The organism is Lysinibacillus sp. NPDC093692, assembly GCF_050280125.1.
Lineage (GTDB): Bacteria > Bacillota > Bacilli > Bacillales_A > Planococcaceae > Lysinibacillus.
The window spans coordinates 91,563-104,800 of record NZ_JBNNUW010000007.1; the positions used below are offsets into that span (position 1 = coordinate 91,563).

Annotated in this window: 9 protein-coding genes and 1 pseudogene; 8 read left to right on the plus strand and 2 right to left on the minus strand. The window is 37.2% G+C overall.

The features are described 5' to 3' along the window. Positions 1–279: 279 nt before the first annotated feature. On the plus strand, positions 280–2,175 hold the full coding sequence (locus ACQKN4_RS09900) for an acyltransferase family protein (RefSeq protein WP_427483559.1): 1,896 nt from the start codon (positions 280–282) through the stop codon (positions 2,173–2,175). A 335-nt stretch (positions 2,176–2,510) separates the two neighbouring features. Here the strand turns inward: ACQKN4_RS09900 and ACQKN4_RS09905 are convergent. Further along, a pseudogene (locus ACQKN4_RS09905) lies at positions 2,511–2,612 on the minus strand (tyrosine-type recombinase/integrase); the annotation flags it as partial. Between the two features lie 424 nt (positions 2,613–3,036). Here ACQKN4_RS09905 and fmdA point away from each other — a divergent pair. The 4 genes from fmdA to ACQKN4_RS09925 all read left to right on the plus strand — a co-directional run bounded on the left by fmdA (position 3,037) and on the right by ACQKN4_RS09925 (position 7,950). Then, the gene (fmdA, locus tag ACQKN4_RS09910) at positions 3,037–4,215 is read left to right on the plus strand and encodes a formamidase (RefSeq protein ID WP_079562888.1); all 1,179 of its coding nucleotides are present in this window, start codon (positions 3,037–3,039) and stop codon (positions 4,213–4,215) included. Positions 4,216–4,235: 20 nt separating this feature from the next. Further along, a complete protein-coding gene (locus ACQKN4_RS09915; protein WP_240518341.1) occupies positions 4,236–4,505 on the plus strand; it encodes an FmdB family zinc ribbon protein in 270 nt (89 codons plus the stop codon). Positions 4,506–5,470: 965 nt separating this feature from the next. After that, positions 5,471–7,297: a translation elongation factor 4 gene (lepA, locus tag ACQKN4_RS09920; protein WP_079562889.1), complete on the plus strand. Its 1,827-nt coding sequence runs from the start codon at positions 5,471–5,473 to the stop codon at positions 7,295–7,297. A 497-nt stretch (positions 7,298–7,794) separates the two neighbouring features. Continuing rightward, positions 7,795–7,950, plus strand: a complete 156-nt coding sequence (locus tag ACQKN4_RS09925; RefSeq protein WP_170939016.1) for a hypothetical protein — start codon at positions 7,795–7,797, stop codon at positions 7,948–7,950. Positions 7,951–8,184: 234 nt separating this feature from the next. Here ACQKN4_RS09925 and ACQKN4_RS09930 read toward each other — a convergent pair whose 3' ends face one another. Next, positions 8,185–9,090, minus strand: a complete 906-nt coding sequence (locus ACQKN4_RS09930) for a LysR family transcriptional regulator (protein ID WP_079563528.1) — start codon at positions 9,088–9,090, stop codon at positions 8,185–8,187. A 132-nt stretch (positions 9,091–9,222) separates the two neighbouring features. Here ACQKN4_RS09930 and hpaI point away from each other — a divergent pair, with 132 nt between their 5' ends. The 3 genes from hpaI (at position 9,223) to hpaB (ending at position 13,234) form a co-directional block, all read left to right on the plus strand. Next, the gene (gene hpaI, locus ACQKN4_RS09935) at positions 9,223–10,149 is read left to right on the plus strand and encodes a 2,4-dihydroxyhept-2-ene-1,7-dioic acid aldolase (RefSeq protein WP_079563527.1); all 927 of its coding nucleotides are present in this window, start codon (positions 9,223–9,225) and stop codon (positions 10,147–10,149) included. 70 nt (positions 10,150–10,219) lie between these two features. Continuing rightward, positions 10,220–11,737 (plus strand): 5-carboxymethyl-2-hydroxymuconate semialdehyde dehydrogenase, encoded by a 1,518-nt coding sequence (gene hpaE, locus ACQKN4_RS09940; protein WP_079563526.1) that lies wholly within the window; start codon positions 10,220–10,222, stop codon positions 11,735–11,737. 27 nt (positions 11,738–11,764) lie between these two features. Further along, positions 11,765–13,234 carry a 4-hydroxyphenylacetate 3-monooxygenase, oxygenase component gene (gene hpaB, locus ACQKN4_RS09945; RefSeq protein WP_427483560.1) on the plus strand — a complete coding sequence of 490 codons (1,470 nt, stop codon included), beginning with the start codon at positions 11,765–11,767 and terminating at the stop codon, positions 13,232–13,234. Positions 13,235–13,238: the final 4 nt, after the last annotated feature.

Consider the following 13,238-nt stretch of genomic DNA (forward strand, 5'->3'; position numbering starts at 1 on the left):
ATACGCTTTTAAAGCATCTACCTTTTTGGAGATGCTTTTTTTATGGGGAAAATGAACCTTTATTCCAAAAAGGATAAAGGGGGCAACTATACATATGAGAAAAATTTCATGTTGTTTATGTGATAAAATGTAAACTTTTATCAATACTCATCCGTCATTTATATAAGTGAATGCACTGATTCAATCGTTAAAAGGGGACGATGTAACTTAAAACTAACGTTTACACTATAAAAATGTCGCAAAGGTTTATGGATTACCGGAAGAAGAGGACGGAATATTATGTCAGGCAAGGCAGTCAATCATCGTTATATCCCTGGGTTAGACGGGGTTCGAGCTTTAGCAGTACTAGCTGTGATAGCTTATCATTTTAACTTCAAATGGGCCAGTGGTGGGTTCCTAGGAGTTGATATCTTTTTTGTTTTATCGGGTTACTTAATTACTTCTACTGTTTTACCCTTAAAAGGAAATCAGTTAACGGTAGGATTAGGGGCATTTTGGATTGGGCGATTTCGACGCCTACTACCTGCTGCATACGTAATGATTATTACTTCATTCGCTTGGGCTACCTTATTTCATAAGGAGCTTCTAGATACATTGCGTGGAGATGCAATATCCTCTATTTTTTATTCAAGTAATTGGTGGTTCATTTTTCATAAACTCTCTTATTTTGATAGTTTTGGATCTCCTTCACCTATAAAAAATTTATGGTCTTTAGCCATTGAGGAACAATTTTATCTAATTTGGCCAATTGTGTTAATTCTAGGGCTTTATCTTGTTAAAAAGCAGGCTAAATTAGCCATTTATATCTTTATCGCTGCAATATGCTCAGCTGTGTTAATGGGCATAATGTATGAACCAGGAGCGGATCCAAGTCGAGTATATTATGGGACAGATACGCGTTCTTTTGAATTACTTATAGGCTGCTGGCTAGCGCTCGTTTGGCCGATGAAAAGACTATCTTCTCAAAAATTATCTACCGACCATGTCAATAAACTAAATGCAATAAGTTTGGTTGCTTTTAGTATTTTCATTTTAAGTATTATTTTTGTAGATGAATATCAAACTTTCTTATATAGAGGAGGTATGTTCCTATTCTGTTTGAATGCAGCTATATTAATAGCGTGTGTTTGTCATCCAATTAGCATTTTAGGAAAAATACTTTCGTTGAAGCCTCTGCGTTGGATAGGTTCAAGATCGTATGGAATTTATCTATGGCATTATCCGATTATGGTATTGGGTACGCCAGTCCATGAAATAGGTAATCCTGCGTACTGGCGAGTTGCATTACAATTAGTTCTTATTTTAATGATTGCTGAATTATCGTATCGATTTATCGAAATGCCAATACGGAAGGAAGGATTCCGTGCCTACTATCGACAGCACCTTGTCGTTAATAAAAATAAGTGGAGCAGCCTTACAATTGCTAGAAAAATTTCAACGGTGCTCGTTCCACTATTCCTGTTAGTATTTTTTACTGGGATGACAGGTGTAGTAGGTGAAGAAAAAACGGAGTCAAAAGAGTCTCAACCAACAGAAATTAAAATCGATGGTGGAGAACAACCGTCTAAGCAGAATGATGCCGTAGCGGAAAAAGAAGCACTAGAAAGCGACTCAGGGAATGTTGAGAATGAAAAAGCTGAAGCTAGCCCTCCTGACAAAGAAGAACCTAAGCAGGGTGAAAATGATACAACTGCTAACCCTGAAAGTGAATCCTATAATGGAATATTAGCAATTGGAGATTCTTTAATGATAGACATCGCTTCAAGTTTGCATAATATCTATCCAAACATTACGATTGATGCAAAAATTGGCCGCCAAGTTTCACAAGCAATCCAATTGGCACCTAATTATGCTAGTTTTAATCAGCCAAATAAAGCTGTTATTATTCAACTTGGCACAAATGGTTTCTTTACGAATGATCAGATTGATGCACTACTTGGAGCTTTCGTCAATGCCGATATTTATTTAGTGAATACTCGGGTACCACGTGCTTGGGAAGGTAAAGTGAATTATTCATTACAACAAAAAGCTCAAGAGCATGATAATATTACATTGATTGATTGGCATTCGACTGCTATTAATCATCCAGAATTTTTTGCTCCAGATGGCGTACATTTAGAACAAAAAGGTATTAATACGTTAACGAGCCTAATTCAACAATCAGTCAATATATAATTTAGTAATAAAATATCCAGAGTGCACGTAAGTGTAGCTGGATATTTTTTGTAGGAAAATCTTAAGCACTCTGGCACTCTATTTAAAATAACCATTGATTTAACTTCTTTCAGTGGTTGTCCAAACACCCGCTGAAATAGAGGAACTCAGTCTAAGTACGCCACGTCCTGTGGCAACGACTGAGTGACCAACATCGTGTTGGCCCAAAGCCTCCGGCGGATGTCACGGAATTATGCCGTTCTAATGTTGTGGTTTGTATAAGGTTCATAGTATAATTCATACTTGTTTGAAGTTTCAAGAATCCCTTTTGTATCAAGGGTTCAGAGCGTTTGAGACTAGTTATTAGCCCCGGAATTTTCCCCACTTGCCAATAAACTTTGACTAAACAATTTTACAGACTGCTCCTCTAATTCCTTCAATACATGACCGTAAATTTTTATAGACTCAGCCTACAGTCCAGATACGAGATTTTCATTCTACATTGGCGTTCCAGTATACTGTACTTTATTGTCGATACATATTTGCATAAAAAAAGATTAATGAGCCTAGTTACAAACCATTTTTAGATGCACAATAAATGACAAAGAAATTAAATAATCCAACTTTATATAAATAGTAGTTGTATGCATCCATTTTTCTGCTAAATAATCAGAAAATTTAGGTAATTAAGATGAGTTGAAGGGAATACTGAGTGTGTGTGGTTTTTAAATAAGAAATAATCCATTTGACTACCCTCAATTCATTCTAGTTTATTTCTCAGTCTAGAGATAGAATATTCAGAATAATTTGACGTTACTATTTATCTTTGATAATATGAAATCGCATACATCACTTACATAGAAACTGGGGGGAGTAAAGCAAATGGTGAAAACTCTGTATAAACTAGATTTAAGCAAATCAATGGAAGAACAGGCGCATCCTGGTCACAATCGATGGCATCCAGACATACCAGCAGCATTTTCAGTAGATCCAGGCACTTCTTTTAGAATGGAATGTAAAGACTGGACAGATGGACAAATTAAAAATGATGATAGTCCAAATGATATTCGGGATGTGAATCTTGCACGTGTTCATGTGTTGAGTGGACCGGTTTATGTGAACGGCGTTGAACCTGGAGATTTACTTGTCGTAGATATTTTAGATATTGGTACTTTTCAAGATTCGGCGTGGGGGTTTAACGGCATTTTCGCAAGAGAGAATGGGGGAAGTTTCTTAGTTGACGAATTTCCAGAAGCAACTAAATCAATCTGGGATTTTGAAGGCATTTATACGACTTCGAGACATGTACCTGGTGTGAAGTTTGCTGGGATTGTCCATCCTGGCTTAATAGGCGTTGCTCCCTCTATGGAACTTTTGCAAAAATGGAATGAACGAGAAAAAGAACTCATCATGACCAACCCGGCCCGGGTTCCAACGTTGGCCAATGCACCGACTCCGGAGAGGGCAGTGCTCGGCACATTAAAAGGGGCTGAGTTTGATCGAGTAGCTAAGGAAGGAGCTCGAACAGTACCACCAAGGGAAAATGGCGGAAACTGTGATATTAAAAATCTATCTAAAGGGTCGAAAATCTTCTTCCCAGTATTTGTGGAAGGGGCTAAGTTATCGGTAGGAGATCTTCATTTTTCACAAGGGGATGGAGAAATCACATTTTGTGGTGGTATCGAGATGGCAGGATGGATTGATCTAAAGGTGGATGTCATTAAAGGTGGCATGGAAACCTATAAAATTTACGAGAATCCTGTATTCCAACCGGGCCCAGTAGATCCAAACTATAATGATTTCCTCGTTTTCCAAGGGATTTCAGTAGATAATAAGGATGGGAAACAACATTATTTAGATGCTAATCTTGCGTTTCGTCGGGCATGCTTGAATGCCATTGAGTATTTAAAAACGCTTGGTTATACAGGTGAACAAGCCTATATGTTGCTGAGTACAGCACCAGTTGAAAGTCGAATCAATGGCATAGTTGATGTTCCAAATGCTTGTTGTACCATTGCAATCCCTACAAAAATATTCGATAAAAATATTATGCCAAAATGATAGGATAAGGAGGTTTATTCTTGCCTAGTTACACATTTCGTTGCAATGATTGTGGAGATTTTACGTTATTTTTTAAATCGATGGCAGGGAATAAAGACAAATCAATTTGTCCTATTTGCCAATTAGAGTCAAATCGAGTCTATTTTGCACCGAATGTGTATACACTTTCGAGAGCACTTAGTTCGCAAATCGAAAAGGGAATGGAACCCCAAATTATGAGTCGAGAAGAATTAGGGACCAATAAGCCAAGGAAAAAGGCGGGCGCAAATCGTCCGTGGCAATTCGGGTAAGCACCTATTGCTTCATTGGATATATTGGATAAAGATGCCATTCTATCGTTCAGAGGCGCCTACTGTGATAGGCGAAAATAATTGTCGGTAGTTTTTTTTTCAGATCCCGACAGAAGACTCCCACTTCAAGCGTTAGCTAAGTGGCGAGTAGTTTTCAATTCAACGTATATTAATCATCTCTAAACGACAAAAAAGCTGATTGCCCGTTGTAAAATGGCCAATCAGCTTTTTGTGGAGTCTTGAAGTGCATTATAAAAGCGCCTAGCGGTTTAACAGCTTGTCTGGACATAACTTAGACACAATTCTGACAAACGGAGAGGCATATCATTTGTTAAGTAATTTGTTCGATTTCTAATAATTAAGTTAGAACCGTAACATAATCCACGAATATCTTCATCAAACATCAGTGTATGGATCTCTAGCCAATTCCAACAAATACTCCTAATATTTCGCAGTGGATTTGATCATTTTCATCTGTGAGGAAGAGGTCGATCTCTTGATATCTGCCTCGTAAATCTTCTGGAAATTTTTCGAATTATACTCGTGAAGTTTATTATTAATCGGATAAACAATGGCATGTCTTTTTAGAGAGTGGTATTTTACGTGATAAAAATGTAGATAAATGCGAAAGATGTTCTGAACATATTCCTTGGACAAATATGTATAGTGCTATTTTTATGTAAGTGAGATATTCTTATAATTTACCAACAAAAAAGATTGAAGCAATTAGCCTCACTCTTTCTGACTTACGCATTCTTTTACACACGCTCGCCGTATTTTATTAGTCCCAAACTAGCCCCAAATAGCCTCGAAATCATGCTGTAATATACATTAACCTGCAAAATCTAAAAACCGCATAAAACACTTACAAGTATTGATGTAATAGGCTTTCTAGTCTAGTTGTTGTTGTACTTTGCATATCATTCATAGTATAATTCATTATAGTTTAATTAGGAGTGGAAAAGATGAACCGAGAAGCACGTTTAAAAAGACAAGAGAATATTCGAAATTTCTCTATTATTGCACATATTGACCACGGGAAATCAACGCTTGCTGACCGTATTTTAGAGCAAACGAAATCATTAACATCTCGTGAAATGAAGGCACAGCTCCTTGACTCAATGGATTTAGAACGTGAGCGAGGCATTACGATTAAATTAAATGCGGTACAATTAAAGTACGAAGCAAAAGATGGCGAAGTGTATACATTCCATTTGATCGACACACCAGGGCACGTCGATTTCACATATGAAGTATCACGTAGTTTAGCTGCTTGTGAAGGTGCTATTTTAGTTGTAGACGCAGCACAAGGTATTGAAGCACAAACACTAGCAAATGTTTATTTAGCTCTTGATAATGACCTTGAAATTTTACCAGTTATCAATAAAATCGATTTACCAGCTGCAGACCCAGAACGCGTTCGTCAAGAAGTTGAAGACGTAATCGGGTTAGATGCTTCTGAAGCGGTTTTAGCTTCTGCTAAAGCTGGTATCGGAATTGAAGATATTTTAGAACAAATTGTAGAGAAAGTGCCTGCACCAACTGGTGATCCAGAAGCACCTTTACAAGCCCTTATTTTTGACTCTGTTTATGATGCTTATAAAGGTGTTATTATTTCCATTCGAATTATGAATGGTACAGTAAAACCTGGCGATAAAATTCGAATGATGGCTACTGGAGCAGAATTTGAAGTTATCGAAGTTGGTGTACACACACCGAAAGTTGTAGCACAGTCTGAATTAACAGTTGGTGACGTAGGCTATTTAACAGCCTCCATTAAAAATGTAGGGGATACTCGTGTCGGGGATACAGTTACATTTGCTAATCGCCCAGCAGCTGAGCCATTAGCAGGTTATCGTCGTTTAAATCCAATGGTATACTGCGGATTATATCCAATCGATACAGCGAGATATAATGACTTACGTGAAGCGTTAGAAAAGTTAGAGCTTAATGACTCTGCACTTCAATATGAGCCAGAGACATCGCAAGCACTGGGATTTGGTTTCCGCTGTGGCTTCTTAGGGCTTTTACACATGGAAATCATTCAAGAGCGTATTGAGCGTGAGTTTAACATTGATCTAATCACAACGGCGCCTTCTGTAATTTACAATGTTCACATGACAGATGGATCTTCAGTTAAAGTTGACAACCCGTCATTTATGCCGGATCCTCAAAAAATTGATCGAGTGGAAGAACCATATGTAAAAGCTACCATTATGGTACCGAACGATTATGTAGGAGCTGTTATGGAGCTTTGTCAATTAAAACGCGGTAACTTCATGACAATGGATTATATCGATACTACACGTGTCAGCATTATTTATGAAATGCCGTTATCAGAAATCGTTTATGATTTCTTTGATTATTTAAAATCAAATACGAAGGGCTATGCGTCATTTGACTATGAACTCATTGGTTATCAGACTTCAAAACTAGTGAAGATGGATATCTTATTAAATGGTGAGCAAGTCGATGCACTAAGCTTTATCGTGCACCGTGACTTTGCGTATGAGCGAGGTAAAGTCATCGTTGAAAAACTAAAAGAATTAATCCCACGCCAACAATTTGAAGTACCAATTCAAGCAGCTGTTGGACAAAAAATTGTCGCTCGTTCAACAATTAAAGCGATGCGTAAAAACGTTTTAGCAAAATGTTACGGTGGGGATATTTCTCGTAAACGAAAACTTCTTGATAAACAAAAAGAAGGTAAAAAACGTATGAAACAAGTAGGTTCAGTCGAAGTACCACAAGAAGCATTCATGGCTGTTCTGAAGATGGATGATTCGAAGTAATTCAGTAGTGATAAGTCAGTAGTGATAAGGGTTTGTAACGTATTTAGATAATTTATATAAGGGTTAAATGGTAGGGTTCCCCACCATTTAACCACCATAAAAAAATACGTTATCAATTCTTATATATCTTGAGCGAATGAATCAAAGATGTTCGCATCATCTCTGGCCATTTTCTCGGTGAGGTGGACATAGCGATCTTCTGTTACGGCAGCTCAGCTATGCCCCAATCTTTTTTATACAGTTTTAACAGGTGAGCCATTCTCATTAATATTGTTGCATGTGTGTGACGCAATGAATGATAGTTAAACTGATTTTAATGTTTCACTAATTTTCCAAGTATTATATTTGATGACACTTGGCGTACAATGTGCGCCATTTTCTTTTTTACATACATAATCATGTTACAGTAAACGAGTAAATGTAGCATAAGCTAGCGTTATTTTTATGCCTTCATCCATCTTTTTGTTATGATTAAGTAGCATCAAGGAGGGAACAAAATGAAAATATATAAAAATGATGACGAAATGATTGATGATTTATATACAATCATTCGGTACATTCAATCGAATCACCAAGAAAATTCTGAGGTACTTGAAACATCTTATGAAATAGAAGATGCAGTAAGCAAAATAAGAGAATCTTTAGGCGTTTAATTCGTAGCCCTCCACAATCATCTGTGGAGGGCTTTTAATTTGCAGAAAAGGAAGGTGTCAGATGAAAACAGACACATTATATACATCCATATAATAGCCACTTTCTTGATTCAACAATAGAGTGGACCACCTCTAGAGCATCCACTGTCATACTCTCTTTGGTAGAAGGGAGTAATTAAAATCTTTAAAACTGATTCAACACATCATGATATATAGAATCATGTAATTATTGAGTCATTCTACATGTGAAATATTTAAACTGTATTCCTTCTTAAAAGTTTCAATAAATTTAATAGCACTTTTTGAAAGGTAACGGTCCTTTAACCAGATAACGGCGGAATCTGATTGAATACTTAGTTCTTCAAGCTCCAATATTTTCAGGCCATTCATAGAAAATGAATGTAAGACAGACCTTGGGAGTAAGGAAGCACCGACACCTTCTCTAACTAGGGACATAATCATAGCAGCGTCTGAACATTGACAGACAATATTTGGTTCATAGTGATATTTTCTACAAGCTTCTATAACCAGTTCGTATTGACCAACACCCTTAAAACGTTGTAGCAACATTAGTGGCATACTTGAAAGTTCATCTAGTCTTAATGTATTTTCATAATTCCACGTCTCAGGGATAACGGCAACAAAATGGTCCGGAGGTAATGGCAGTGAAGATAAGTCATCTGATTCTGCTTCTAAAGGTAACCGCACTATCGCAACCTCAATATGCCTATTTCTTAAATCTTGTAATAATCGATAGGTATCCCCTTCGTATAAACGAAATGTTACGTTTGAATACTTTTCTCGGAAAAAGCGAATGCGTTCAGGTAGGTAAGAAAAGCATGTTTTTACAGATCCAATTGATAAGATTCCCTTAAGACCTTCTCCTACCTCTTTCACTTCCATAATTGTTTCTTCAATCTGATTTAAAAGATTGGTAGCTCTCTTATACAAAACTTTTCCTGCTTCTGTTAGTTCTATATTCTTTCCATTTCGTACTATCAAAAGAGTACTAAGTTCTTCCTCCAGCGCTTTTAGCTGTTGACTAAGGGGGGGTTGGGCCATATGTAACTTTTTCGCTGCTCTAGTGATTTGGCCTTCTTCAACAATAGTGGCAAAGTATCGCAATTGTCTTATATCCATGAAATTCCTCCTTAGAAAGCATATTTATTTTATATACGTTACAAACTTTTTAAATATTTTAAATATTTTAAACTTAATGATACATTAATCTTGAAAACGATTCCATGAAAAGGTAGAAAAGGAGAAGATAAAATGTCTAGAATTCGAAAAGCTAAGGAAAGTTTAAAAGGTTCGATTGCACCAGTTATTACACCATTCAAGGAAGATGAAAGTTTAGATTTACAGACATTTAAAAGTTTAATTAACTGGCAAATAGAAAGTGGGAGCCATGGTATTTCGGTAACCGGGACTTCTGGGGAACCTAGTTCTCTAACAATCGAAGAGAGAGAGCTTGTGATGGAGACAGCAAGTAAAACGATTAACGGACGAGTTCCATTTATACCAGCAACGGGATCAGTTAATCATAATGAAGCGCTTCGGCTAACAAAGGCTGCTCAAGAAATGGGAGCAGATGCTGCGATGGTCATTGTTCCATACTATAACAAGCCTTCCCAGCAAGCATTATATAAACACTATAAAACTATTGCCAATGCCGTGGATATTCCAATAATTATATATAACATTCCTGGAAGAACAGGAGTGAATATGGAAGTAACAACAATGGCTCGACTTGTTGAAGATTGTCCGAACATTATTGGTGCCAAAGAGTCAAATAAAGATTTTGAACATGTCAATCGGGTGCTATTAAATTGTGGTAGAGATTTTAGTCTATTCTCGGGAATTGAACTTCTTTGCTACCCAATGTTAACAATCGGTGGGAAAGGTTCTATTAGCGCTACAGCAAACGTTGCACCGGCGAAAGTAGCAGAAATGCACAATGCTTGGGAGGAAGGAGACACTGAAAAAGCGTTAGATCTTCATTTTGAATTAATGACATTAAATGATGTGTTATTTAAAGAGACTAACCCTGGACCAGTAAAAGCAGCGCTGGGCATGATGGGTAAAATTACGCCAGTTTTACGCAAGCCAATGGATTTACCATCTGAGGTACTTCAAAACGAAATTCGTGAAGTTTTAAATCAATATGGCATCTTGTCAAATGAGATTGTAACTAAATAATTATTCAAAATCTAAAAAATTCTCTTACTCCTTGTTATAGGAGTAAGAGAAGAATGAGGAGTGTAATAACATGCAAGTTCAAGTAACTGAGACTCAAAAAAATCACGTACACAAGCAAGTAGCAAATGTAAAACTATATATTAATGGACAGTTTGTCGACAGTAAATCAGATGCTATTTTTGAAAATAAAAATCCATTTACTAATGAAATAAACAACTATATCGCTGAGGGGCGTGAAGCGGATATAAATCAAGCAGTTCTTTCAGCAAAAGAAGCGTTTGAGAATGGTCCGTGGGGCAAGTTGAAATTGAAAGAAAGAATGAAATATATTAATAGAATTGCAGATCTCATCGATGAGGAGATTGAAGAAATCGCTTTCTTAGAATCATTAGATACAGGTCTACCAATTAGCCAAACGAGAAATCAAACCGCACGTGCTGCAGAAAATTTCCGTTTTTATGCACGTATGGTTGAGACAAAATTGCATGGCGAATCTTACCCAATGGATGATGAATTCATTAATTATACAGTTTATAAACCATTAGGAGTTATAGGGTTAATTACGCCATGGAATGCCCCATTCATGTTAGAGACTTGGAAAGTAGCGCCTGCATTAGCAACTGGAAATACTGTTGTGCTAAAACCAGCTGAACTTTCACCATTGACTGCAAATAAATTAGCTGAAATTATTCATAAAGCTAAAGTTCCTGATGGAGTCTTTAATGTCGTTCATGGATTTGGAGAAACAGCAGGGGCTGCTCTTGTTGCTCACCCAAATGTGAAAGCGATTTCATTTACAGGTGAAACGACTACAGGTTCCACTATTATTAAAAATTCTGCGGATACTTTAAAGAAAACCTCGATGGAGCTTGGTGGGAAATCACCTTTAATTGTATTTGATGATGCAGATCTTGAACGAGCTTTAGATGCAGCAATATGGGGGATTTTCTCTTTTAACGGGGAACGTTGCACATCCAATTCTCGAGTATTCTTGCATAAAAATATTAAAGTTCAATTTGTTGAAAAATTATTAGCACGTGTCGCAAACATTAAAATTGGTGACCCAATGGATTCATCAACTGAGCTTGGTCCGCTAATTGAAAAAGGTCACTACAACAAAGTAAAAAAATATATAGAAATCGCTAAACAAGAAGGTTGTGAAGTAGTTCAGGGCGTGGTTCCGGAGAAGGTAAAGGCAGGTAATTTTGTACCACCGACACTTTTATTAAATGCAAAAAATGACATGAGAGTATGTCAGGAAGAAATCTTTGGTCCCGTTATGGCCGTAATCGAATTTGAAACAGATGAAGAAGTACTTCATATGGCAAATGACGTATCTTACGGACTAGCTGGCTTTGTATGGACAAAAGATTTAAAACGAGCACATCGTATGGCGGATGCTATTGAAGCAGGTATGCTTTGGATTAACGCTCAAAACGTACGAGATCTTCGAATTCCATTTGGCGGTATGAAAGATAGTGGAATTGGAAGAGAGGGTGGTCATTTCGCAATGTTTGAATTCTATACAGAACCAAAGGTAATCCATGTTGCTATAGGTGACCATCATATTCCGCAATTTGGGAAGTAAAAACTATTTTCTAAGGGGGACACAATAATGCCAGCAAAAACAGGAGAGCAATATATTGAAAGAGTCGATAATGCACAGGCAAATATATGGATTGATGGCAAACGAGTAGAAGGAAAGATTTCAGAACATCCAGCTTTTAAAGGAGTAATGAAAACTCAGGCAGAACTTTACGATTTGCAACATGATCCAGACAAAAAGGATTACATGACATATGTATCTCCAACAACTGGTGAACGGGTAGGGACATCTTTTATTCAGCCAAAAACAAAAGAAGAATTGGTGACACGTCGCAAAATGATGCAAGAATGGGCGAAATATAATGGTGGCATGATGGGACGTTCCCCTGATTACATTAATGTCGGGATGATGGCGTATGGTTCGGCTGCAGAAATGTTCGGAAAACAGGACTCCATCTATGCCGAAAACATGGCCAACTACTACGAGTATTGCCGTGAAAATGATTTATCTTTAACACATACGTTGATTCAGCCTCAAGTCAATAGGGGAGTAAATTCAGCACAGCTTCCAGATCCGTATATTGCAGCACGAAATAAAGAGAAAACATCTGAAGGGGTCGTTATCAAAGGGGCAAGATTACTTGCTACTCAAGGTGGTATTACCGATGAAATCATGGTATTCCCATCTACTTTGTTAAAACAATCAGCTGAAGAAAATCCATATGCATTTGCATTTTCTATTCCTAATAACACACCGGGCTTGAAATTTATTTGTCGAGAATCTTTTGATTATGGTAAGTCTCATTTCGACCATCCACTAGGATCTCGCTTTGAAGAAATGGATACCATTGTTGTGTTTGATGATGTTGTCGTTCCGTGGAATCGAGTCTTTGCTCTTGGTGATGTTAATGTGTGCAACCAGGCCTACAATGAAAGTAATGCAGTTGTTCATATGACACATCAAGTTGTATCAAAAAATATCGCGAAAACAGAGTTTGTACTTGGTATTCTTCAATTAATGGCAGAGACCATTAATATTGGCCAATACCAACATATACAGGAGAAAATCTCTGAGGTAATTATTGCACTTGAAACGATGAAAGCATATGTCGTTGCTGCCGAAGCAAATGCAAAAGTGGATAGATGGGGAACTATGACACCAGAATTTGCACCGTTAAATGCAGCGCGTCATTACTTCCCGAAAATTTACCCACGCTTTACAGAAATTATGCAATTAATGGGTGCAAGTGGCTTAATGGCGATTCCAGCAGAAGCAGACTTCAATTCTGAAATTCGTCCGGATCTTGATAAGTATTTACAATCAGCCACTGGAGATGCTTATGATCGTGTGAAACTTTATCGTTTGGCATGGGATGTATGTATAAGTTCATTCGGTACTCGACAAACACTTTATGAGCGCTTCTTCTTCGGTGATCCAGTTAGAATGGCAAGTACGCTTTATAACGGGTATGACAAACAAGAATATGTTGATCGTGTAAAAGAATTTTTGAATCGATCAGAAGCGTTAGTTAAAAAATAACTAA